Annotated in this window: 30 protein-coding genes and 1 pseudogene; 4 read left to right on the top strand and 27 right to left on the bottom strand. The window is 51.3% G+C overall.

Going from position 1 to position 20,160, the window contains the following annotated elements; genetic code table 11:
• Positions 1 to 19 precede the first annotated feature (19 nt).
• The 13 genes and pseudogenes from HMPREF9370_RS04520 to HMPREF9370_RS04460 all read right to left on the bottom strand — a co-directional run bounded on the left by HMPREF9370_RS04520 (position 20) and on the right by HMPREF9370_RS04460 (position 6,620).
• Positions 20 to 577, bottom strand: coding sequence for a hypothetical protein (locus HMPREF9370_RS04520; protein ID WP_009116161.1), 558 nt, complete (start codon positions 575 to 577; stop codon positions 20 to 22).
• Positions 578 to 601: 24 nt separating this feature from the next.
• On the bottom strand, positions 602 to 799 hold the full coding sequence (locus tag HMPREF9370_RS04515) for a hypothetical protein (protein ID WP_009116160.1): 198 nt from the start codon (positions 797 to 799) through the stop codon (positions 602 to 604).
• Positions 783 to 1,213 (bottom strand): annotated as a pseudogene (locus tag HMPREF9370_RS12465) (DNA N-6-adenine-methyltransferase). Before HMPREF9370_RS12465 ends, HMPREF9370_RS04515 begins: the two are co-directional and overlap by 17 nt.
• 2 nt (positions 1,214 to 1,215) lie before the next feature.
• Complete coding sequence (locus tag HMPREF9370_RS04500) at positions 1,216 to 1,482, bottom strand: hypothetical protein (RefSeq protein ID WP_156792971.1); 267 nt, start codon at positions 1,480 to 1,482, stop codon at positions 1,216 to 1,218.
• 11 nt (positions 1,483 to 1,493) lie between these two features.
• Entirely contained in the window at positions 1,494 to 3,890 is a 2,397-nt protein-coding gene (locus HMPREF9370_RS04495) for a replication endonuclease (RefSeq protein ID WP_009116156.1), read from the bottom strand.
• Positions 3,891 to 3,900: 10 nt separating this feature from the next.
• Positions 3,901 to 4,380 (bottom strand): TRM11 family methyltransferase, encoded by a 480-nt coding sequence (locus tag HMPREF9370_RS04490; RefSeq protein ID WP_009116155.1) that lies wholly within the window; start codon positions 4,378 to 4,380, stop codon positions 3,901 to 3,903.
• Positions 4,377 to 4,574, bottom strand: a complete 198-nt coding sequence (locus tag HMPREF9370_RS04485) for a hypothetical protein (RefSeq protein ID WP_009116154.1) — start codon at positions 4,572 to 4,574, stop codon at positions 4,377 to 4,379. Before HMPREF9370_RS04485 ends, HMPREF9370_RS04490 begins: the two co-directional genes overlap by 4 nt.
• Before the next feature lie 199 nt (positions 4,575 to 4,773).
• Positions 4,774 to 5,013, bottom strand: a complete 240-nt coding sequence (locus HMPREF9370_RS04480) for a hypothetical protein (protein WP_040666899.1) — start codon at positions 5,011 to 5,013, stop codon at positions 4,774 to 4,776.
• A gap of 30 nt (positions 5,014 to 5,043) precedes the next feature.
• Positions 5,044 to 5,433: a hypothetical protein gene (locus HMPREF9370_RS04475; protein WP_009116151.1), complete on the bottom strand. Its 390-nt coding sequence runs from the start codon at positions 5,431 to 5,433 to the stop codon at positions 5,044 to 5,046.
• Positions 5,426 to 5,950: a hypothetical protein gene (locus tag HMPREF9370_RS04470; RefSeq protein ID WP_156792970.1), complete on the bottom strand. Its 525-nt coding sequence runs from the start codon at positions 5,948 to 5,950 to the stop codon at positions 5,426 to 5,428. Before HMPREF9370_RS04470 ends, HMPREF9370_RS04475 begins: the two co-directional genes overlap by 8 nt.
• 18 nt (positions 5,951 to 5,968) lie before the next feature.
• Positions 5,969 to 6,280, bottom strand: coding sequence for an ogr/Delta-like zinc finger family protein (locus tag HMPREF9370_RS11605; protein ID WP_083821183.1), 312 nt, complete (start codon positions 6,278 to 6,280; stop codon positions 5,969 to 5,971).
• Positions 6,258 to 6,389: a hypothetical protein gene (locus HMPREF9370_RS12460; RefSeq protein WP_009116148.1), complete on the bottom strand. Its 132-nt coding sequence runs from the start codon at positions 6,387 to 6,389 to the stop codon at positions 6,258 to 6,260. The genes HMPREF9370_RS11605 and HMPREF9370_RS12460 overlap by 23 nt, the downstream gene beginning before the upstream one ends.
• Before the next feature lie 21 nt (positions 6,390 to 6,410).
• A complete protein-coding gene (locus HMPREF9370_RS04460; protein WP_009116147.1) occupies positions 6,411 to 6,620 on the bottom strand; it encodes a type II toxin -antitoxin system TacA 1-like antitoxin in 210 nt (69 codons plus the stop codon).
• Positions 6,621 to 6,795: 175 nt separating this feature from the next.
• Between HMPREF9370_RS04460 and HMPREF9370_RS11790 the strand changes: the two genes are divergently transcribed.
• The 3 genes from HMPREF9370_RS11790 (at position 6,796) to HMPREF9370_RS12000 (ending at position 8,660) form a co-directional block, all read left to right on the top strand.
• Complete coding sequence (locus tag HMPREF9370_RS11790; RefSeq protein WP_040666897.1) at positions 6,796 to 7,518, top strand: LexA family transcriptional regulator; 723 nt, start codon at positions 6,796 to 6,798, stop codon at positions 7,516 to 7,518.
• Positions 7,519 to 7,603: 85 nt separating this feature from the next.
• On the top strand, positions 7,604 to 8,047 hold the full coding sequence (locus HMPREF9370_RS04450; RefSeq protein WP_009116145.1) for an OB-fold protein: 444 nt from the start codon (positions 7,604 to 7,606) through the stop codon (positions 8,045 to 8,047).
• Between the two features lie 106 nt (positions 8,048 to 8,153).
• Positions 8,154 to 8,660 (top strand): WYL domain-containing protein, encoded by a 507-nt coding sequence (locus HMPREF9370_RS12000; RefSeq protein ID WP_009116144.1) that lies wholly within the window; start codon positions 8,154 to 8,156, stop codon positions 8,658 to 8,660.
• 57 nt (positions 8,661 to 8,717) lie between these two features.
• Here HMPREF9370_RS12000 and HMPREF9370_RS04445 read toward each other — a convergent pair whose 3' ends face one another.
• The 7 genes from HMPREF9370_RS04445 to HMPREF9370_RS04415 form a co-directional block, all read right to left on the bottom strand.
• Complete coding sequence (locus HMPREF9370_RS04445; RefSeq protein ID WP_009116143.1) at positions 8,718 to 8,999, bottom strand: addiction module antidote protein; 282 nt, start codon at positions 8,997 to 8,999, stop codon at positions 8,718 to 8,720.
• Positions 8,996 to 9,301 (bottom strand): type II toxin-antitoxin system RelE/ParE family toxin, encoded by a 306-nt coding sequence (locus tag HMPREF9370_RS04440; protein WP_009116142.1) that lies wholly within the window; start codon positions 9,299 to 9,301, stop codon positions 8,996 to 8,998. The genes HMPREF9370_RS04445 and HMPREF9370_RS04440 overlap by 4 nt, the downstream gene beginning before the upstream one ends.
• A 117-nt stretch (positions 9,302 to 9,418) precedes the next feature.
• Positions 9,419 to 9,835 (bottom strand): type II toxin-antitoxin system HicB family antitoxin, encoded by a 417-nt coding sequence (locus HMPREF9370_RS04435; protein WP_009116141.1) that lies wholly within the window; start codon positions 9,833 to 9,835, stop codon positions 9,419 to 9,421.
• A gap of 57 nt (positions 9,836 to 9,892) precedes the next feature.
• A complete protein-coding gene (locus HMPREF9370_RS04430) occupies positions 9,893 to 10,078 on the bottom strand; it encodes a type II toxin-antitoxin system HicA family toxin (protein ID WP_009116140.1) in 186 nt (61 codons plus the stop codon).
• Positions 10,079 to 10,178: 100 nt separating this feature from the next.
• Complete coding sequence (locus HMPREF9370_RS04425) at positions 10,179 to 11,354, bottom strand: contractile injection system protein, VgrG/Pvc8 family (RefSeq protein ID WP_009116139.1); 1,176 nt, start codon at positions 11,352 to 11,354, stop codon at positions 10,179 to 10,181.
• Positions 11,354 to 11,806 carry a phage tail protein gene (locus HMPREF9370_RS04420; RefSeq protein ID WP_009116138.1) on the bottom strand — a complete coding sequence of 151 codons (453 nt, stop codon included), beginning with the start codon at positions 11,804 to 11,806 and terminating at the stop codon, positions 11,354 to 11,356. The genes HMPREF9370_RS04425 and HMPREF9370_RS04420 overlap by 1 nt, the downstream gene beginning before the upstream one ends.
• 2 nt (positions 11,807 to 11,808) lie before the next feature.
• Entirely contained in the window at positions 11,809 to 14,376 is a 2,568-nt protein-coding gene (locus HMPREF9370_RS04415) for a phage tail tape measure protein (RefSeq protein WP_009116137.1), read from the bottom strand.
• Between the two features lie 14 nt (positions 14,377 to 14,390).
• Between HMPREF9370_RS04415 and HMPREF9370_RS12455 the strand changes: the two genes are divergently transcribed.
• Entirely contained in the window at positions 14,391 to 14,522 is a 132-nt protein-coding gene (locus HMPREF9370_RS12455) for a hypothetical protein (protein ID WP_009116136.1), read from the top strand.
• A 30-nt stretch (positions 14,523 to 14,552) separates the two neighbouring features.
• On the opposite strand, the gene HMPREF9370_RS11995 is transcribed toward HMPREF9370_RS12455, so the two are convergent.
• From HMPREF9370_RS11995 to HMPREF9370_RS04385, 7 genes are all read right to left on the bottom strand, one after another.
• The gene (locus HMPREF9370_RS11995; protein ID WP_009116135.1) at positions 14,553 to 14,702 is read right to left on the bottom strand and encodes a hypothetical protein; all 150 of its coding nucleotides are present in this window, start codon (positions 14,700 to 14,702) and stop codon (positions 14,553 to 14,555) included.
• A gap of 41 nt (positions 14,703 to 14,743) precedes the next feature.
• On the bottom strand, positions 14,744 to 15,097 hold the full coding sequence (locus tag HMPREF9370_RS04410; RefSeq protein WP_009116134.1) for a hypothetical protein: 354 nt from the start codon (positions 15,095 to 15,097) through the stop codon (positions 14,744 to 14,746).
• 63 nt (positions 15,098 to 15,160) lie between these two features.
• Positions 15,161 to 15,670: a phage major tail tube protein gene (locus HMPREF9370_RS04405; RefSeq protein ID WP_009116133.1), complete on the bottom strand. Its 510-nt coding sequence runs from the start codon at positions 15,668 to 15,670 to the stop codon at positions 15,161 to 15,163.
• Positions 15,671 to 15,713: 43 nt separating this feature from the next.
• The gene (locus HMPREF9370_RS04400; protein WP_009116132.1) at positions 15,714 to 16,913 is read right to left on the bottom strand and encodes a phage tail sheath subtilisin-like domain-containing protein; all 1,200 of its coding nucleotides are present in this window, start codon (positions 16,911 to 16,913) and stop codon (positions 15,714 to 15,716) included.
• A 65-nt stretch (positions 16,914 to 16,978) separates the two neighbouring features.
• The gene (locus HMPREF9370_RS04395; protein WP_009116131.1) at positions 16,979 to 17,164 is read right to left on the bottom strand and encodes a hypothetical protein; all 186 of its coding nucleotides are present in this window, start codon (positions 17,162 to 17,164) and stop codon (positions 16,979 to 16,981) included.
• A 3-nt stretch (positions 17,165 to 17,167) separates the two neighbouring features.
• On the bottom strand, positions 17,168 to 19,507 hold the full coding sequence (locus tag HMPREF9370_RS11595; protein WP_009116130.1) for a phage tail-collar fiber domain-containing protein: 2,340 nt from the start codon (positions 19,505 to 19,507) through the stop codon (positions 17,168 to 17,170).
• 3 nt (positions 19,508 to 19,510) lie between these two features.
• Positions 19,511 to 20,125, bottom strand: coding sequence for a phage tail protein I (locus HMPREF9370_RS04385; protein WP_009116129.1), 615 nt, complete (start codon positions 20,123 to 20,125; stop codon positions 19,511 to 19,513).
• Between the last annotated feature and the right edge of the window lie 35 nt (positions 20,126 to 20,160).

Here is a 20,160-nt window from a genome sequence, read left to right as displayed (position 1 = left end):
GCCTACTACTCCTACGATATTAATATTTCGTACAAACTTGCCGCGGATTATCCTGCCAATCAATACCGGCCAAACTCAACATAGGAATGAAATCATCCGCAACCTGCACAGGACAATCCAACCTTACCATTTTCCCATTCGGATCAATCTCCCCAAACAACCCATTTTCCAGAATTTCTTTACCTTCATCATCTTTAAAGAACTTATCCAAAATCACATAAATATCTTTACCGACAAAAATCTCTGTTTCCTCTCCAATCCAAAAAAATCTAGGCTTTGATGTTGATTTAATTGATTCATCTATCTGTCTACGGTGTTCGACGGCGTCATATTTCATCCCCATTGATTCAGCTACCAATTTTCCCATATATTCCAAGCGAACAGTATCGGGATGCGGCACCAGCTCCAGTAAGTCCTTATCAACCGACCACACGATCGCATCAGCTTGGTACATCGCCACAATATTGTTTTCGTCCTTTTCCAAATCCGAGACAATCAATAATTCTCCAGTCTCTTTATGGCGCACCATATCGCCAAATTTAAACTTCATCCTAGACAACTCTTTTTCATTACTCATTTTAAATACCTTTAAATATCAGTTTTATAAATCAAAATAACCTTCCACTATCACCCCATTATCAAACACCTCAAGGTAGTAATCCTCCTTGCTGTGATTCGATTCGATAACTTGCGCTCCTGCTTTTAGTTGGTCGTGTGACTGTTTTTCAAAGTAATCAACCGCCTCTTTTAAGTCTCTAACTTTAATCTCCAATCCCAAAACCTCATCCCACAATACCATTCCCCACACCTCTAAAAATCACAACCGCGCTCGGAAAAGGCGCAGAATTTTTCGCCCCGCCAAATTTCAAACGCCCCTTAATAAATCTAATCTCACCATTCATGGCAAAATCATGAAACCATTTGGTATCAGTGCGAGCAGGCACTAAACAAACCACCGTTGCGCCGCTCAAACTACTTTCATATGCCTTTTGCATCCATTTGCCGATCTCGCGCCCATATGGCGGATTCATCCAGCATACACCCCCCATGTTTGCTTCAATCCATCTACCTCCGGCGTATAAAACACCGGGCATTTTGCATTTTCCGGCAATGCGCAAACATCCGTTTCAAAGCCAAACTCCGCATTAAGCTTGTCAAAAAAATCCTGCGGCGTTGCCCATAAATCTGTTTTGCTTGAAAAATGCACGCTCATGATTACCCCCTCCGAAACCTTTCGGCCCACGCCTTAACCTCTTTCGGCTCCCAACGCTCACCGCCGCGCGCGGCGGCCGTGGGCAGAATAATCGGATTCGGAAAGCCCTTAAGCGTGGCAATCGAGCGGCGGAAATAGCGCACTGAATAGCCCAAATAAGTTGCGCAACGCTCCGACGTCCACAGGTTTTTATCATCCATCATAGATGACATCACCGCCTGCTTCAGCCCCTCCAATAACTCATTAAAATTCTGATTTTGCTGCTGCATTTCCATCCCCTTTACTGCATCGCATCCGCCAGCTTGGCGGCATCCTGTTCCATTGCTGCGCGCATTTTCATGCGCAAATCTTTCGAACGTTTAATCAACGCCTCCGGCGTAACCGCCACCGGCTCATTCCATACCCTGCTAGGTTTCTTACTTACCTTGCAATCGCTCAAATCCAATTTTTCGCGCTTCGGCGCAATACCGCGTTTCTTCGGCATCAGCTTGGCAATCGCCGCCATATAGTCGCGCATGGTGCACAAGTTATCCGATTTGCGGCGCAACACTTGCGCGCCGATTTGCGCACTTTCCAAAATATCCGCCACCACACTTTCAGGCAGCCTAATAGCATCCGCTTCGGCCGCATCAATATGGCGCTGCTGTCTGAAAATCACGCGGTAAGGCTCAATATCCACATGCGGATTCTCGCCTTTCTGCCGCAGCCATTCGCGAATTTCCGCCGCCTCAAAGTCATAAGCACCTTCAAAACCGTTCAAAGCCTTATCTGATAAGGGTTTCGTCTCCGAAAATTTCGAATTGTTACAGTTATTGACACAAGTCCAAGCTGCGGCTTCGCCGCATTTTTTCACAACCCAATCATGCACATGGCCGATTTTAAACACCCCCGTAGACCGCTCGACCACACCACGCACCACAGGCGCACACGGCTCACCATATCTATTCATCTCGCCGAAATCCTCCTTATACAAAGCCACCGGGCGCACATCGCGCCGGCAGTCAACACCACCCATAACCATCACAAACTTAGCCCAATCGCCCTTATCCGCAGCTTCCGCCGCCCGCATCAGCTCGCCTTCATCCTCATCATCCGAAATCTCCAACCGGCGAAGCTCGCGCCACACCGTTACCGACGGGCCGCCAATCTGCTGAAACTGGCGGATACCCCACACCGCCGCCCACGCATCCACCCGCTCGGCAGTAACCGCCGCACTATCCAACTCTAAAGCTTCATAATCCGCACCGATGCTTTCATCATGCACATTCTTACCATCGATATTTTTAGCAATATATTTAGCGATATAACCGGCCGCGCTGCCGCGCTTCCAGTTGATATGCACAAACTCAACCCGGGGCGCCGCCTTGCGCAAGCGCCAAAAATCCGCATTGCCCCAAAACTCCGCTTCCAAAGCCAAATCTTTTTCAATCTCCGCCAGCGTCTGCGGCTTCATACCTCGCGGCAGCATCCAAGCCTTTTGCTTATCCTGAATCCGCTTTGCCGCCGCCCGCCGCGCCGCCGCCGTTTTAAAATATTTCAATCCCAGCTCCTTAGCATCCTGCCGGCAACCATGCATTGCCACAATCTGCCGGAATCGCTGCACCTTATCTTTCTGCATAAAAAACAAACCATGCCAATGCGGCGTGCCGTCATGATGCGGCTCCGCCACACGGAAGCCGTAAATCTTGATTTCCTCTTTAGCCAACTGCGCACGGATGCGCGCCCACACCCTGTTAAGATATTGCGCCGCTTCGCGCGGCGTCGTGTCATTAAACTTATCGTTTTTTACGCCCGATTTATAATGCACCGCGTGATAAGCCGACGGGCAGGTTAACGTAATAAATTCCCCCACATGCCCCAAATCTTTTGCAATCTGCTCAAACCCGGCAATCCGCACCATCAATTCCGCCCGCCGAATCGCCGGATTGGCGTTTGATTTTTCCATAAGCTCGGCAAGCTTAAATTCCTGCGCCAGCTCATTAATCATCAACACCGCTTCCAACACCGCCGCATTCCTTGCCCGCTGATTCTTCCGGGCCAGCAAAGCCTCATGCGACACATACAGCCCGCGCCGGTTACTGACCTCCAAAAAATGATTGCGCAAAATCTCCTCACGCACCCGACCAAACACCCGGCGCAAGCGGCGGCGGCAAAACTGCTCATCACACAAACGCGCGGCGATTGCCTTTACCCGCACCTGCTTATCAGCAAGCAAATCATCGACCGGCACACCTCGCGCCGCGCTCTTTTCCGCCATCTGCCGCAGTTTCGCCATCATCAAGCCGTCAACATGCAGCGCCGTTTCCAATTCATCCTGCCCGCGCAACAACTGCTTAAGGTATTGCACCTTAGCCATCACCTCATTCCAAAACTGCCGGTTTTCCTCCGCCAGTTTCTTAGCCTCGGCACATACCTCTTCATCAGTAGCCGAGCTATCAAGCGGCATCGTCCATTTCTTACGAAACGGCCTCACCACTTCCACCACATAAAGATCGGCATCACTGCTGCGCCAATGCGGCGGTACAGTCACACCCAAACCATTAACCGCCGGCGCCTGATTCGCCATCTCCAGCCAACGCTTACGCACCCGGCTGCCAATGGTTTTCGGCAACAGATCGATCAATTCGCGCGCCGATTTGGTGGGTTCCTCAAACCGCTTAATATATTCAAAGTTCACAACAAACCAATCATTCAGGTTTAATAAAGCAAATCCAATGTGTATCCGATCTTTTCCCTGACTTATGACCAAACAACGGTGGTACTTTAGCAAGCTTCAATATTTGAGCTACCGGGACCTGTACTTCATTCCACTTAAATACTAAAACGCCGCCCTGCATCAATACTCTAAAACACTCCGAAAACCCACGCTCCAACATAGACATCCAATCACCATCCAACCGCCCGTACTTTTTAGATAACCATCCATTCCCCGCCCGATTCAAATGAGGCGGATCAAACACAACCAGCCTAAAAGACCCATCATTAAACGGCATATCAGAAAAATCCATCAGCACATCAGGATCAACATCAAATTCCCGACCATCACATAAAACAATAGATTCCCTTCTAATATCCCCAAAGACCACAGCAGGATGATTACGATTAAACCAAAACATTCTCCCCGAACAACAAGGATCCAAGACCAATTTCCCTTCCAAATCCATCATTTCCCCTCCAAATAAGCCCCCGGCCAGCCCCAACCCTCGCGCAGCTCGCACAACGCAATATTCAAATTAGCCGCCTTGCCGCCGCTGACGCCCAACACATCCACCACCACCTCGCCACCGGCAACGGTTTCAAGCGTGCCGATCTCCACATCTTCACCTTCCGGCTCATAATTCATCACGCGATACACAGCCATTTTCCCGCTCCTTTTCCTTAGTCCGGATGATGATCATCACCGCTATCCAAATGCGCTTCCAATTCCTTAAACACCCACTTCAATCCAAGCCACGCCGCCGCAGCTACCGACACAAAAACCAACATACCCATCTCAATCACCCGCCTTTCTCCGCCAAAACTCATAAACACCCAGCTCGCAAGCCAAGCCCACCAACCAATCAACCGCCGCTTGTATCATCTTCCACAGGCTCATAAACCACCCCTTTCACCCAATCAAAATCAACCGCTTCATATTGCCGCAACACCTCAATCTCCGCCGCGCGCGCCGCCGCATCCATTTGCACCAAGCGCGCCGCCGTATCATCCGCAGGCTGCGGGCTGATTAACTTATAGTCATCCGCACCCGCCGCACCCGTAGCCGCCAACACCGCAAACAAAGCAAACAGCGCCAACCACATTGTTATCCTCACCAACATTGCCGTTCCCCTCTACTTGCGCACCAAGCGCACCAAAAAATACTGATCCCCATCATCCAAAGGCTTGCGGAACACATAGCACACCGCATTACTTTTCCGCTCGTAAGATGCCGCGCCGCGCGATACCCTGAATCCCTCTTTTTCGCACCACCCGCGCATCACACGCTCCGCCGCTATCTCGCCTTCATCACTATCCGTTTCCACCACCACCGCCGGATAAGCATAAGCATTGAAAGCCGCCAACCGCACACCCGCGTTTTCAGACAGGCATTCCCGGATCAGACCATTCATCGCCGGCGCCACCGCCAACCAATCCTTATATTTCTTCATCACCTCGCCGATAGCGATTTCTTTCATCGCCTCCACGCGCTCTTTAATCTTTTCCAAATCCCAATTAGTCATGTTCAAACCCCTTAGCTTTATCAAAATAACCCGTTGCCTGCCGTCTTTTATCCGACAGCTTAATCACCCGTTTCTTAAAATCACGCAGCTCGCGCGCCCGCTCCAGCACATCCGCCGCCTTATCCTGCCCGAGCTTATCCGCCGCCAACATCGCATCCTCCAGCGCCCGATAAATCGCACCCGAATAAGCCCGCACATCATCCATCAGCAAAGGCGGCAGCGGTAATTCGTAAGCCCCCGCCTGAATATTGATGTCGGCGGCCATATTGCCCATTTCCTTCAGCATCTCGATAATCCCGCCTAAAACAATCTGCTGATTGCGGCTTAACAGCTTTTCCGCCAGCACCTCGGTGCGCTCATGCTCCGGCAACATCGGCAACTGCTGCGACCAATGCAGCGGCTGCGGCTTCGGCGCATTTACCTCCACACGCGGCGCATTGTTTAAACAGCGGGCAATGCTGCCCATCGCAAGCGCCTGCGCATTGCTCTTAAATTTCCTGCCGCTCACCATCATCATTTCCATATTCCGCCCCCTCTAAATCAACTGCTCTTGCGCCGCCGCCTCCAGCTCCGCGCGCACCGCCGCCTCATACTTTCCGTCTACCTCCGGCGGCTGATTCGACTTATCGTAAAACTTGGAAGCCGGCGAAATCGTCCGCACAATCTCCGTAACCGCCACACCCGACCACCCGCAGGAAGGGTTACTGCATCTAAGCAAACTCATCCGGCTTACCAACGTCTGCCGGTCGCTGCCCCGCACCAAACAGGGCGAACCGCACACCGGGCAGGCGTGGGCGATACGGAAACGGTCGGGATCATGCTGATTACGGTTTTTCAGCGCCATCATCCACCGCCTTACCCGGCCGCTTCAGCGCCACCGACAGCTTCGCAACAATCCGCATCGCATTCCGATCCAGCCGGCGCATGGCGCGGCGGTTGATTTTTTTGCCGCTCATTTCTTCACCCTTACTTTGCCATCAGAAATTCTTAAATTGCTTGATTACTCTACGAGCTTCTTTTACCGCCGAAGCACGCATAAATCCCGAGACAGAAGCTCCTACTAATTCAGCAGCCTCTCTAATCAATTCAGCATGTTCTTTTTTTGAGATAACTGCCTGAAAAACAGCAGCAGATTGACAACGCGCTTGATCGTCTAGAGCATCTTTATTGACTTTTTTAACACTCATCTTATAATAACCTCTAATATTGGCTAGTAACTTTCATTAACAAATTGCGTATTAGTGGCTGTATATTATTCTCATTTTGAGAACTATGCAATACATAATATTTGCAGATTGCAAATATATTTCATAGGTTATTATTTTGAATGCAGATTTTTTTTACGGAAGTACAGCTTCAGATGTGTTTGAGAGGATAAAATTAGTCCTTGGTGTCAAAACATCCAAAGAACTTTCATTTAAAACCGGTATGTCTGAATCAGGAATTAGCAGCGCTATAAAAAGAAATTCAATACCATACGCATTTTGCGCAGATCTTTCACTTTCAACAGGAGTTCCAGTTGATTGGTTATTATTTGGGGATGTAGACGGAGACAATCATTACCGAGCGATTGACCCGAATTACTTCAATAAAGCATACCTAAATGCAGATTTCGTCACACAAACAGGTAAATTTATTGAATCACCTATAATAAATTCAGACACAAGCAATACCACCCCAGTACCGCTTTACGACACGCCCGCATCAGCAGGCAACGGCAGCTTTTTTGATACCGAAAACATCATTCAACATGTGCCGTTTGATACCGCATGGCTCAAACAAGAGGGATTAAATCAAAAAAACCTGGTCTGCCTGCCCATCAAAGGGGACAGCATGCAGCCGGGCTTAATCGACGGCGACATCGTATTGGTTAACCGCGCCGCCCAACAGGGCGACGGCGTGTTTGTATTACGCATCGGCGACGCCCTGCGCATCAAACGCCTACAATGGCTGGCAAACGGCTCATTACGCATCAGCAGCGACAACCCGCTCTACCAACCCGAAATACTCGACCTTAGCCAACTGGATGACAGCCAATTCGCCATCATCGGCGCGTGCCATACCAAAATCGGCCGCGTGTCTTGATACGGCAATAAAATACACAAAAATAACAACACGGTTTACCCTGTGCCGTAAGGCGCTCCTTTTAAACACTTACAAAGGAAATATCATGAACAAACTTCTTTTCCCGCTTGTTTGCACTTCCTCCCTCATTTTTCTTTCTGCATGCGGCGACACACCGGAAACAACACAAACCGCCTCCCCTCCGACCGAAGCCGCCGCACCTGCGGAACCGCCTATTAAAACCACGGCAAACGAACTCCTAAAAGCCTACAAAGAAAACGAAGTAGGGGCTAACAAGAAATTCAAAGGCAAAACCCTGCACATCGCCGCCACCATCGCCAGCATCGACGCCGATTTTTCAGACAACCCATTCCTCACCCTAAAAGCCGGCGGCGATATGGATATGTTCAACCGCCCGCAGGCGCATCTTGCCAAAACCGAACACGACAAAGCCGCCAATCTCAAAAAAGGGCAGAAAATCAACCTAACCTGCATCGGCAACAGTGAGGTAGCAGGAACCCCCATGCTGGCCGACTGCACCATCCAATAACCCAAAAGCCTGTCTGAAATTTCAGACAGGCTTTGTTTTATCTAAACGACTCACATTGCAAAACATTAAGGGATAAATTATGCTGCTTTTCATATCAAGCATTATTATGGCTGTTATCAGCATTATTTGCTCATGGAAACCTGTACACGAGCTTTACTATGCGGGTAAAAACAACTGGCCTAAAGCAACCCTATCAGGTAACGCTTTACTCATTATAATGCTTCCTTTTCTGCATCCGTGGGCTATCTTAGGCAGCATTTTTATATTTATCGGCTTAATATCCACCAGTCAAGTTCCCAGCGAAGAATCAAACAAAACAACGCCTACAAATTCCGACAAACCAACACCCGCCACACCCACATATAACCGTAATTTTTCATCACATCCCCAAAACCGCTCCGCGAAAGGGAAGCCGCCCACAGGCTCTATTGTTTGTTTTGGCTACACAAATGGGAAAGGGGAAACCTCTATGCGAACAATAAGAGTTTCGCGGTGCGGCAGAACATACCTAGACGGTTACGACATGACAAAACGTGAAAACCGAACCTTCAGACTTGACCGTATTCACAACACTATAACAGACACTCAAACCGGCGAAATTTACTACACCTAACAAACTAATAAAGCCTGTCTGAAATTTCAGACAGGCCTTGTTTTACCAAGCACAAGTTCAAACATGTGCGGTAAGGCTTAATTCCAAACCTAAACCGCGTGCGATTTTCAACACGGTATCAAAACGCGGCTTGCTGTTGCCGGATAGGGTTTTATACAGGCTTTCGCGCCCCAATCCCGTTTTCTCCGCCAACTCGCTGATGCCTCTGGCGCGCGCCACATCGCCCAATGCGGCGATAAATTCTTCTGCGCTGCCGTCTTCCAATACGGATGAAAGATAGGCGGCAATCATTTCTTCGCTGTCGAGATATTCGGCAATATCGAATCTTCGGATGTTCATTTTTTTCCCTCCTGTATAGCCTGCTTCATAGCCAATGCCTGCTCTATATCGGCCTGCTGCCCTGATTTGCTGCCGCCGTGTATCAGCAGATAAACGGTTTCGCCGCTTCTGAAATAATAAACGCGCCAGCCTTGCCCCACATCGATACGCATTTCAAACAAACCGTTTTTAATGCTTTTCACATCTCCGAACAATCCGCTTTCCATGCGTTTGATGCGCTTCAATATGGCAGCTTTGGCCTGATAATCTTTCAGGCTTTTCAGCCATGAGGCGAAATGCTCGGTCTGCTCGATAATATTCATATGTGCACCCTGTTTCTTTATTCATCATTGTATCCCATAGGATACAGCAAAGCAAACTTTTCGCATGATGAAGCTAAAAAAGCCGCCTGCTTTCAGACGGCCTTTCTTACATCCTGCTTACTTGACGGCATTTCGCCTCATGGCGCTTTGGGCGGCTTTTGCCAAAAAACCGCTGCGGGTTTCATGATTGGCCGCCGCATATCGGTCAACCTGTTCCAACAGATATTCGGGCCAGCTCACGTTAAAACGGGTTTGCTTGGTAAAAGCCGTTTCGTCGATCTCAATCATCGCCCACAATACTGCCTCCGCATAGTCCGGATTGGCGCGATGCTCTTCAATGCTTTTGGGGTGGGTTTCAAACCCCAAACCTTCTTCGATGCTGCCTTCAATGTGAAACAATGCCGCCCCTTTGGCATCTGCCAATGCCTCTTCGACGGTATCGCCCACGGGATAACAGCCGGGCAGATCGGGAATAATGACACCGTAGCCCGCTTCGCCGTCACTCCTAAAAATGGCTACCGGATAATAAATCATGATTTTACCTCCTAAAAAAAATGAATCGTAGCCGATAGCCCCTTGCGGGGCATACCGTTAAAACTTCAATCCTGATTTCCTTCTTGCATCCGCCACCTGATGGCGCGATACGTCTTTTTCCGGGTGGCTGATGGTTATCAGGTGGTTAACGCCTTCTTTCTTAAACTGATGATGGCTGCCTTTCACTCTTACCAGCTTCCATCCGTCGGCTTCGATGATGGCGATGAGTTCGCTACTCTTCATTTTCCTTCCTTGTTTGTTTTAGATGTGTGTATTTTTACACATCAAGCAACCTAAGTCAAGCTCAATATGTATTTTTACACACTCATCCAAATAGGCATTTCTATTCATTGTTTTCCACCACGCCATCCAGCGCGGCATGCGCTTCCAGCTTAACGGCGCAGGTATAGCCGCCGTCATCCAGCCTATGCGCTACTTCTATTATCAGCCAGTTTTCATTGTCGATTTCGGGCTTAAAGCCCTGCACGGTAGCCGGTGTTTCCGGGTAAATATCCGGCCTGCCGGCGGCAAGGGTGATGGAAAATTCCGCCACGCCGCGCTTCAGCTTTTTATAGGCCGCGCGCGCACCGTTTAATGCGCTGCGCTCGGTAGCGTAAAGATGGCGCAGGGTTTTGGTTTTCTGCCCGGTGGTATCCACCTTGCGGGCTTTTTCTTCGGGCTTTTTGCCTTTTCCTTTAGGCTTACCCTTCGGCGGCGCCGTTTCTTTTTTCGGGTAGGCATTATCCTGATTAACCAACACTTCTTTTTTCCGGCCGGTTTGCTTATCGGTGTAATAAGCGCGCACGGCTTGATAAGCATTGGTGGCCGAATAGGTAAAGCTATGGCTATCCCCCGCCGCGCGCACGATATGCAGCGGCTCAATCGGCTTGCCGCCGGCGGTTTGCGCCTCGCCTGCCGGGATAAACAGCAACCTGCCCGCCTTAACCGTGGCAATGGCATCGTATTGCTCGGCAAGCCGCGTTAAAAATCCGGCATCGCTTTCGTTGGTTTGGTCGATATGGTCGATTTTTTCGTTTCGGTATTTATCGGCAATCACGGCCTGATAGCCGTGCCGCTTTGCTATCGCCTCCACAATCTGATACAGGGTTTGTTTATGCCAGCTTTTTTCTTGCTGCTCGGCCAATGTTTCGGCCAAATCCGCTGATCGGGCGGTGATGCTCAAGGTATCCGGGCTGCCGCTGGCGGTAAATTCCGAAAACAGATATTCGCCTTTATCCACCACCCCGGTTTCCTTATAACCCAGCGCAAGGGTGATTTTATCGCCCACAGCAGGAATGGCAAGCGCACCGTCATAATCATTCAGCTGAACGGTTAACTCATCCGCCTCAAATCCTCGCTTGTCGGTAAGCTCGATGCTGATAATCCGGCTCATGGTTAGCGTGCCGAAAGGCCGGCCGTTTATGGTTAATTCCGCCACGGGCGTTAAATGCTTGCCGCCCGAATCATACAAGGCGTCAAACAGCTTTACCGCACGGCTTTGCAATTGCTCAAGCATCATCAAATCCCCGTAATCTTGCGCACCATTCCGGCCGCCAGCAGCAGGTTTTTATCGCGCATCCCCACAGCGGTTTCAGACACTTTTTTCAAACCCATGCTAAACGCAATGGCACGCGGGCTGCCATCCTTATTCAACTCGCTGCGCTTCTCGCTGATGGATGTAATCACAAAGCTGCCCAACACCTCTCCCGTGCCCAGTATCAGCGGGTGCGGCTCGCCTGTATCCGCCATTTCGCGCAAATCCCGAATGCTGTATACGCCGCCGGTTACTTCCGGGCGCAGCTCGGCGCTGATGCTGATTTCCTCCGGCTCTTTGCCGGTGTACTGGCTGGGCGGATAATCGCCCACCACATTCTGATGCGGATGCTTCCAATTTTGCGCGCGCTCCAAGCCCTGAAACGGGATGCTGTGCGTGGTAAAAACAAACATGCCCAATGCCGCCAATATCACCATAATCAATCCCTGTCTAAAAAACTGCTGTTGGCGCGGCGCCTTTTTGCCGCCTCGCGCCGGTTTAAAATATCGACCACCTTATCGGCCAATGCGCGCTCGCTCATTCCCGGCGCAGCATGCACATGAATGCTTACCGTATCGCCGCCCACCGATACCGCACCGGCAGCAGGACGGGCAAACCCGCCCGAAGGCACCGGCACCACGCCCGACAACACCGGCCGACCCTGCGCACCTACGCCCAGCTTATCCGCCGCCAATGCCAGCATACCCGCACCGCCGCGCCGGATCGCTTCCACCATGCGCCAGCCGCCGAATTTGGCAACATCGCGCTGCGAAAACACCACTTCGCCCTTATGTACGATACCGGCAGCCTGATTCACGCCGCCCGCGCCGGTATAGCCGCCGCGCGAGAAACCCGCCCAGTTTTTAACCGTATTGTACGCGCCGCTTACAGCACGACCTATACCGCTGTTGGCAATAGCGTTTTTCACTTCAATAGCTTTAGCCTTCAGACGATCGAAATTAGCAATCAGCGTGCCGATTGCCCCAATCGGCCCCATCACAAACCCCAAAATAGGATTATCGCGAAAGGTGTTTTTAATAACCTGCCAACCCGCCAGCAGCGCGGCTTTTACTGTATCCCACTTATACCACAGCAAAGCCAGCGCACCCACAGCCAGAATTGCCCAGCCAAAAGGATTGGTAAACAAAAACACGACGGCCGCTTTGGCAAATCCCCATAGCCCTAACGTCAAGCCCGATAAAGCCGATTTCACAACGGCAAATACCTTTGCCAAGCTACCCAACTGCGTGGCAAACTGCCCCACCTTTAATGCGGTAAGCAGATAGTGAAACGAAGCCAGCGGCAAAACCACCGCCGCCAACACGGCGCTCAAACCGGCCAATACCGCCACAGCCACGGTAACCACGGCGGCAACCTTCATTAAAGCGTTGGCAGCTTCCGGGTTTTCTTTCGCCCATACGCTTAATTTTTCATTGATATTGCCTATCCATTCCACCAATGTTTTCAGCTCGCCGGATACCGATTCGCCCATCGCCGCCAAAAAATTCATGCCCGTGCCGCTGGCCGCATCCCACAGGTTCGACAGCGTGCCGAGCTGCTCGTTAACGCGCTGCTTAAGCGAAGCCTGCGCCGCCATTTTGGCGGCAAATTCTTCATAGCCCGCCCGGCCTTTGTCAATCATAACGTTTAATGCCTGCGTGGTTTCAGCGTCTTCTTTAAAAATGCTTTTAAGCAACTCGCCGCGCGCCTGCGTGGTTAGCCCTTTCAGCTTGGCCAGCTCTTGATACATTTTTTCCATGCCGCCGAATTCGCCTTTGCCGTTGGTAAAATCCAAGCTGAAATCGGCGCCCACCATGCCCGATTTTTTGGCCTTGGCAACAGCTTTCTGCACGTCTTGCGACATCGCCCGGTCGAACACCTTGCGCAAAGCATTGCCCGCACTGTCACCCGATAAGCCCGACTGATCGAGCATACCGACCAGCGGCCCCAGCTTCCTCATTGCCGCTTCGCCTTTGATGCCCAGAATATCCAACACCGGCGACATTTTGGAAAATGCTCCCAAAATATTATTATCATCCACGCCCGCATAAAACAGCCGCTGCACGCTATCCATAATGCCCTGCATCTCTCTTTCGGTGCCGCGCGTGGCATCTTGCAGCTTGGCCGCCATTTCCGCCGCCGCTTCGGGCGATTTTTTAAGCTGCACGGCCAACAATGCCGCCGCCTCACCCGTGCCGCCAAGTATGGTTTGGGCGCTCATACCCTGCCGAATAAGCATGGTCATCAGGTTTTTAAAATCCGCCGTCGTGCCGGGCAGCTTATCGCCAAGCTTGGTTGCCAGCGCATCAATCTCTGCATACTCCGCCGCTACCTTGCCCGTTTTGTCCATCATGGCGACGCGCAAATCCATGCCTGCGCTTTCGCTTTCCGCATAGGCTTTTACCGGCACCGACAATGCGCGCCCCGCCGCAAACGCCGCACCGCCCGCCACCAGCGACACCTTAGCCGCATGATCGCGGATTTCCGCCGCTTTCTGAACCCTTGCCTGCGCTTTATCCAGCCTATCCAAAGCCGCCTGCTGCCTTTTAATCGCAGCGGCAGCCTTATCACTGGCCGCCGCCAATGCCGCCTGCTGCTGCTTAAAATGGCCGCCCGATACGCCGGCCTGCTTCAGCTCTTGATTCAGCTCCTGCAATTCTTTGCGGTATTTGGCCTGCTTGGCCGCCACCGCGCCCGCCTGCTTGGCCAACGACTGCATCTCTGCACGCTGCTTGGCGGTAGCCCTGCCCGAAGCTTGGATTTCCGCCAGCAATTCTTTCTGCCGCATCCGCACCTTGCCCAAATCGGCCGCCAAACCCGACAAGTTATTGCGCACTTTGCCTGCGCGCTCCAGCTTTTTCTGCGCCGCTTCCACCTTCTTCAATGCAAGCTGCTGCCTGCCCAGCTCGCCGGACAAGCCTTGGCTGTTGCGCCGTACTTTCTCAAACTCCTTGCTTGCCTTATCGCTGGCTTTCATAATAATATTCAACACAAGATCGTTAGCCATCTTTAAATTTCCTTATGAACTATTTTCGACTCTTTTCCAGCTTAGGTGCGCTTTTCCTATTCGGCATTTTCGGCGGGCTGCTGGTTATCGGTTTGACGTTTGCCGCCGTTTTCATCATGGCCATGCTCGGTATTAATCCGGGCTGATGCGCCCATGCCGCCGCTAGGCGGCTTTTTCTATTCCTCGCTACCGCCCTGCATCTTCACTGCGCGGTTTGTCCAACGCAACAAATCCAGCAAAGCCAGCCTGCCGTAAACATCAATGCCGCCGCCGAATGTTGCCGCACACTGGGCAAGGCAATCGGCAACGGCATTAAAAAATTTCAATTCTTCTTTTTCCGCCTGCTGGTAAAGATCAGGCTGCCCGGCTAAACAGCGCCCGAAGCCGCAAGCGCCGATTCGGAATCCGACAGGTAGCCCAATTCCTGCAAAGACGCTCGAATCTCCGCTTTGGCTGAAGGCGGCGCTGAAAAAAAATCCAATGCGGTATTAAACACCTGCGCATCCGACAGGCTTAATTTACCGTATTGCAGGCGCGTTAACGGCGGGCTGCTGATGCGCCCAAGCAGCTTTTGCACGGTATCGGTGTGCTTGATTTTAAGCAAATCCTGCCCTAATCCGTCCATGTCTTTTGCCAGCGGCTCGCGCAAAACAAAAGATTCGCCCGAAGAAACGGCTACGGTTAAGGTGTTATCCTGATTGATTTTAATGGTTTGGCTCATTTTTTAACCCCTGAATAATTCCCGCCGCGTACACAATTTTGCGCAGGGGCGGCGGGCAAGTCGTTACATCATACCCAATGCTTTACGCAGCCCGGCGCGTTCGTCCACGCCGCCGAAAGCGGCTTTGTTGCCCATAATATCCAGCTCGACAATCGGCTCGCCGTCGAGCGTTTCTTTCCAATACACCAAAGCAATTTTAAATTTGTGCTCGCCACCCTCACCCTGTTTATCACTGCCCGGATCGGCTTCGATAATACGGCCGCGCGCTTCGCCCTTTAGCTCACGGTAGCCGCTGCCGTCTTCTTCCTGCAAGGCGCCTTGATAACGGATTAGCTTGCCGTTGATGCTGGATGACATGGATTTCAACATATCGGCGTCATAACCTTTGCTGGTGATTTCCATCTCCAGCTTTTCAAATCCGTGTTCGACTGTCATTTCTCCCATTGCGCCGCCCGGGGTGTAGTCTTCCGTTTTGCGGGCGATTTTCGGGCGGTTAATATCGACGGTTACGCCGTATTGGTTTTCGCCGTCGACAAAGGCGTTAAAGCCTTTTAGGATTTTAGGCATTTTCATTTTCTGATTCCTTCAATGCCTGTCTGAAACAGACAGGCTTTTGTTAAACGGTTGTCGGCTTGATGTTGTTGGCAAACTGGATAGTCTTATCCACCAAGTTCACAAAGAATGTATCGGTATTGTGCTGTTCGAACACCATGTTTTCCAACGGCGGCACATACGTCCACTCATAGCTGAACGTAAACTGCCCGGCAGACACCGCCTGCGGCGTAACTTTCTTACGGTCAAGGAACACGCGCGCGCCGAGGATATACCCTTTGTTGACATACTCCGCCAGCTTGGCATTAATGCCCATCACAATATCTTCAATCAAGCTGGGATGCATTGGCTTATCCATCGCCCATAAAAAGGCGGATGCAATGGTTTCCTGAATAACTTGCGCCGAGCGCACCGCCACTTCAAACGCCATCATCGGATCTGCCGAGCATGTGCGGTTGCCCCAAATTCGGAAACCCCTTTCACGAATCAGCGTGGTAACGTCATCGTTATTCAGCGTGTTGGCTTCGCAGTTTTTTTCCAGCAAATCAAAGCTGCGCGCATATTTCAGACCATCCACACCGTTGATAACGGTATTGGAAATGGATTTATGCCAACCCACCTGCGCATCCAGCTTGGCGCGCGCACCCAGCACACGGGCGATCGTGGCCGCCGTTGCCGATGCCGAAGCGCCCGGATCAAACGCCATAAACTCGTTATCGATCAGCATCACTTCCCGCTGCCCGAAATTTTGGCGGTATGCTTTGATTTGGGATATATCGGCATTATCCCCGGCCGACGCATACACAAATGCGCGCGTGGCCTGCGCCAATCCCGCCAGCTCGGTTACAACTTCTTGGCTATCCAATTCCGGCACGCCCAAAATTTTCGGCGTGAAGCCGGTGTAGGCTTTCGCTTGGCGCAATGCTTTCAAGCCTGTATAAACACCGCCTTCGGCCGTGCCGATCACATTGGCTTTCAACGTTTCGGCGTTTCTATCATTCGCCACCCGTACAATCACAACTTGCGCATCAGCCTGATCGACAATCGCATCCAGCGACTTTGCCAAAGTGCCTTTCGTGCCGGCCTTTGACATGGCATCATAAGCCGATGCGTGAAAAACCGGCCGATTTAACGGAAATGCCGTAGCATCCGCATCATCACCCGTGCAAACCATGCCGATAACGGCAGTGGAAATATCGGAAATATGGCGTACCCCGCCGGTAAACTCATTCGCGGTAATGCCGTGGTGTCGGCTTGCTGTCATTATTCATTCCTTATCAAACAAACTAGATACCATCATGCTTAAATTTAAATCCTGCGGCTACATCCCTATCTGTTAAGGGTTTTTTTTACATCGCGCCGCTTTTTCCCTTCAACCGCCGAACCACCCTCATCAGGCGCCGAATTCTCACACACCATCCGATACCCGTTTTCCGCCAACCAATCCGCCGCAAAAGGCGCGGTTGATTTATACAGCGTTTGCCCCTCGCTGTTTACAGCACGATATACAGCCATTACTTACACCTCCATATGAATGTTAATCCTCGGCGTGGTATCCAGCGTTCCGGGCACCTTCAACTTCATGCCGATAGTCACAAACTCATCATCGACTTCATAAACCGCAATGCTTGCGTATTCCGCCGGCGAATCAATAATCGATGTCGGACTATCCGCCACACTTACCTGAACGTTGGATATATTCGGCCCGTATAACAAGCCGTGCGCAATCTTGACTTTCTGCACATCCGTCGACAGCGGATTAAATTCGACCGCACCCACAAATCTAGATGACTTCGATACCGTACCCACAGCATCAATCTGCCACCGCTGGGCGGCACTATTCTTTTTAACCCCACCCCACGGCGTTGCCACATTACGCATTTGCAAGTCAATACGTTCCGCCTGCATATTTTTCACTTTACGAATGCCTACATCCGAGTTACTGACAAAGCCGCTGATTTTGGCATAAGCATAATTCCCCGTAGCATTTCCCACCCACGCGGCACTGGCATTGCCATCAGCCGCATTGCCCTTGATGTTATCCACATCAAGGTTGGCAATCTCAAGCACCCCGCCGTTCTGTTTAATGCCGTGCCCCGGCTTGGCGTGCCCGTTAAGCGTCATATTGCCGATAATCAACCTGCCGCGCTCAATTCTTAATTCATCCTGCCCGGTCTGGCCGCTGCCGCTGCGCTGACACGATAAAGAGTTGATTGCAAAATGCCCGGACGTATTGTAGTTAACCGACGGCATCGTACCTGCCGATGCGTGCGAGGGTGATTGATAGGCAACGCCGCCTTTAATATTGTGTACCCTCAATTTATCAATCATTCCGTAGGCACCGCCCGAAAAATCGATGCCGCCGATCGCAGATTCGGAGATGATTAAATCCGCATTAAGCCGCCCGCCGTTTACTGCCACACCATAGCCCGCTTCATGTCCCCACGAATGAATTAAATCGATCTCGCCCGCCGTTTCAAACACGATGCCGTCCACCCGCTGCTTTGACGGGTAGTTTTCGGTAGCCCATAACGTCCACCTCTTCGGATCATTAGACAATACGGCGCCTGCGCGGCGGCAAAACACTTTATCTATCTTCAAATCATGAGGACCCGCAAAAATAAACCCTTCATCCTTTGTCGTATCGATGCGTAAAGATATTTTGCCGTCGCGATACCGCTCTACGGTTTCTTCGCCTTTACCCGATAAATACACACCTACACCCGCCTGATTAAATACGGTTGCCACCAACTTAAACTGCGTGCCGATGATTTTCAGACCGCCGCCGGAGGTGTTGATGTATGCGTCCCCACTGTTGCTTATATACCGGCCGTCAAACTTAATATCGCACACGCCGAAATCATAAGGACAATCGGCCAAACTGCCGACTGCGGCTTTAAGCGCATCAAATCCATCTGTTTTCAGCGCATCACCGTTAAAGCCGCTCGCCTTTTCAATTAAACTGGTCCACGCGGAATCACCCATTAAATAGGCATGTTTTTTTAAAACAATCGTGTGATTAATCACATAATGCCCGCGCAACAAGCATTTCTTGGCGCCGCCGCTGGCCGCCGCATAATCGATAAACCGCTGAATGGCGATACCGTCCAACGACCGGCCGGCCGACAAATGCAACTCTCCGTCGCCGATAGCACCGAACATTTCGACAGACAACACCTTATCGGCGCGCCGCCATCTTGTTCCATCCGCACTCACAATCACCATCGCGCCATCATCGGCAGTCTGCCTATCAGCATCATCCGCCACAAAAATACCGCCCCCGATTCCCGGGCGATCCTTATAATAGCCATGCACAAAAACACTCTTCACACCGGCCTTATTCATCAACCGCAACTCTTCCACGCTACCGACGCGGGCAAGCCTTTCCCTCGCCGCCGCATCTACATATTCCCGCGTAGCAAGTACGATAGCAGGATCTATTTTCAATCGAACGCTATCGCTGTTAGACACCTGTAAAACCATTCTGATGGTTTGCGTTCGTGCGCTACCGCTACTCGACACCGGCTTATAAGTGGCCGGCAGGTTGCCGTAAGCAAACAAATTGCCCTGCGCATCGAAAATACCCACCTCGCGAATCGTAAAATCCCCGACTTCTTCAGTAATCACGATTTCAGCAATTATCTGATTGGTATTTTTCGGATCAACTTCCAAACTGTTTACCGCACCCCGGTAAACTTCGCGCACCAACCCCCTTGCCGCCGCATTCGGCACAACATCCGCACCGCCGCCATCACCCACCGCCATTTCGGTTAGGTTGATTTTGTTACCCAACGCCGCCGCATTAGCCAAGCGCGCCGCGCCGATATTGGTCAATAATGTGTAATATTTTTGTGTCATTGTTTATACCTTTGGATAGATGACAATTTGATCGGCCGCCTGAAACGTGACAGCAGCCCGAATATGGCTCTCCGTTTCGACATTGGCATTCAGATAAGGATAAACGGTTGTCGCATCACCAAGCAGCGACGCCGCATGCACATACACTGCCCCGCAGGTTTGCACACCGATATTGATTCCGGTCAAATGGCGCGACAAAGCCTTAGTTTCGTTAATCAGCCGCTCCAACTCGGCATAGGTTTCCGGCAATACCGCCTTTGCGGCAAACACCTGCAATGCAAAAGTACCGCGCCGGCCGTTTACCCCTGCCTGCCACCACTCCGTAACTTTGCACTCGTACCCCAAAGCCGCGACCACTCTTTTAATCGCGCCGACCGTGCCTTTCTGCCGATGCACCTCAAAAGACGACGCCACCACTGCGCGCTTTTCCGACTCCTGCCAATCATCAGACCAACTATCGACCGACCGAGCCCACGCCAAATAAGGCAACAACCCGGCCGGGCAATGCTGCGGCCGCCATAAATCGCGCAGCGGCAAGGGCACGGCATCAAAGGCCGATTCGGACAGTGCCTTTTCCAGCCTTGAGGCGTTGCTCGGCAGTAGTGTTTTAATTGTCATAACCGCCCACGCTTATATTGATGCCCGTACAAAAG

The sequence above is a fragment of the Neisseria wadsworthii 9715 genome (assembly GCF_000227765.1).
GTDB classification, from domain to species: Bacteria; Pseudomonadota; Gammaproteobacteria; order Burkholderiales; family Neisseriaceae; genus Neisseria; species Neisseria wadsworthii.
This window is presented reverse-complemented; position numbering and strand designations above follow the sequence as displayed.

What these genes read in the sequence shown, in the direction of transcription:
- HMPREF9370_RS04480 (WP_040666899.1), bottom strand. Translation starts at nt 5,013, where the DNA reads ATGTGGTTGGCGCTGTTTGCTTTGTTTGCGGTGTTGGCGGCTACGGGT.
- HMPREF9370_RS11605 (WP_083821183.1), bottom strand. Translation starts at nt 6,280, where the DNA reads ATGATGGCGCTGAAAAACCGTAATCAGCATGATCCCGACCGTTTCCGT.
- HMPREF9370_RS11595 (WP_009116130.1), bottom strand. Translation starts at nt 19,507, where the DNA reads ATGACACAAAAATATTACACATTATTGACCAATATCGGCGCGGCGCGC.
- HMPREF9370_RS04460 (WP_009116147.1), bottom strand. Translation starts at nt 6,620, where the DNA reads ATGAGTGTTAAAAAAGTCAATAAAGATGCTCTAGACGATCAAGCGCGT.
- HMPREF9370_RS04475 (WP_009116151.1), bottom strand. Translation starts at nt 5,433, where the DNA reads ATGACTAATTGGGATTTGGAAAAGATTAAAGAGCGCGTGGAGGCGATG.
- HMPREF9370_RS04410 (WP_009116134.1), bottom strand. Translation starts at nt 15,097, where the DNA reads ATGAGCCAAACCATTAAAATCAATCAGGATAACACCTTAACCGTAGCC.
- HMPREF9370_RS04440 (WP_009116142.1), bottom strand. Translation starts at nt 9,301, where the DNA reads ATGAATATTATCGAGCAGACCGAGCATTTCGCCTCATGGCTGAAAAGC.
- HMPREF9370_RS04395 (WP_009116131.1), bottom strand. Translation starts at nt 17,164, where the DNA reads ATGGCTGTATATCGTGCTGTAAACAGCGAGGGGCAAACGCTGTATAAA.
- HMPREF9370_RS04445 (WP_009116143.1), bottom strand. Translation starts at nt 8,999, where the DNA reads ATGAACATCCGAAGATTCGATATTGCCGAATATCTCGACAGCGAAGAA.
- HMPREF9370_RS04425 (WP_009116139.1), bottom strand. Translation starts at nt 11,354, where the DNA reads ATGATGCTTGAGCAATTGCAAAGCCGTGCGGTAAAGCTGTTTGACGCC.
- HMPREF9370_RS04405 (WP_009116133.1), bottom strand. Translation starts at nt 15,670, where the DNA reads ATGAAAATGCCTAAAATCCTAAAAGGCTTTAACGCCTTTGTCGACGGC.
- HMPREF9370_RS04420 (WP_009116138.1), bottom strand. Translation starts at nt 11,806, where the DNA reads ATGGTGATATTGGCGGCATTGGGCATGTTTGTTTTTACCACGCACAGC.
- HMPREF9370_RS04450 (WP_009116145.1), top strand. Translation starts at nt 7,604, where the DNA reads ATGAACAAACTTCTTTTCCCGCTTGTTTGCACTTCCTCCCTCATTTTT.
- HMPREF9370_RS04430 (WP_009116140.1), bottom strand. Translation starts at nt 10,078, where the DNA reads ATGAAGAGTAGCGAACTCATCGCCATCATCGAAGCCGACGGATGGAAG.
- HMPREF9370_RS12460 (WP_009116148.1), bottom strand. Translation starts at nt 6,389, where the DNA reads ATGAGCGGCAAAAAAATCAACCGCCGCGCCATGCGCCGGCTGGATCGG.
- HMPREF9370_RS12000 (WP_009116144.1), top strand. Translation starts at nt 8,154, where the DNA reads ATGGCTGTTATCAGCATTATTTGCTCATGGAAACCTGTACACGAGCTT.
- HMPREF9370_RS04385 (WP_009116129.1), bottom strand. Translation starts at nt 20,125, where the DNA reads ATGACAATTAAAACACTACTGCCGAGCAACGCCTCAAGGCTGGAAAAG.
- HMPREF9370_RS04515 (WP_009116160.1), bottom strand. Translation starts at nt 799, where the DNA reads ATGGTATTGTGGGATGAGGTTTTGGGATTGGAGATTAAAGTTAGAGAC.
- HMPREF9370_RS04520 (WP_009116161.1), bottom strand. Translation starts at nt 577, where the DNA reads ATGAGTAATGAAAAAGAGTTGTCTAGGATGAAGTTTAAATTTGGCGAT.
- HMPREF9370_RS04500 (WP_156792971.1), bottom strand. Translation starts at nt 1,482, where the DNA reads ATGCAGCAGCAAAATCAGAATTTTAATGAGTTATTGGAGGGGCTGAAG.
- HMPREF9370_RS04485 (WP_009116154.1), bottom strand. Translation starts at nt 4,574, where the DNA reads ATGGCTGTGTATCGCGTGATGAATTATGAGCCGGAAGGTGAAGATGTG.
- HMPREF9370_RS04435 (WP_009116141.1), bottom strand. Translation starts at nt 9,835, where the DNA reads ATGATTTATTATCCGGTAGCCATTTTTAGGAGTGACGGCGAAGCGGGC.
- HMPREF9370_RS04400 (WP_009116132.1), bottom strand. Translation starts at nt 16,913, where the DNA reads ATGACAGCAAGCCGACACCACGGCATTACCGCGAATGAGTTTACCGGC.
- HMPREF9370_RS04490 (WP_009116155.1), bottom strand. Translation starts at nt 4,380, where the DNA reads ATGATGGATTTGGAAGGGAAATTGGTCTTGGATCCTTGTTGTTCGGGG.
- HMPREF9370_RS12455 (WP_009116136.1), top strand. Translation starts at nt 14,391, where the DNA reads ATGAACTATTTTCGACTCTTTTCCAGCTTAGGTGCGCTTTTCCTATTC.
- HMPREF9370_RS04415 (WP_009116137.1), bottom strand. Translation starts at nt 14,376, where the DNA reads ATGGCTAACGATCTTGTGTTGAATATTATTATGAAAGCCAGCGATAAG.
- HMPREF9370_RS04470 (WP_156792970.1), bottom strand. Translation starts at nt 5,950, where the DNA reads ATGATGATGGTGAGCGGCAGGAAATTTAAGAGCAATGCGCAGGCGCTT.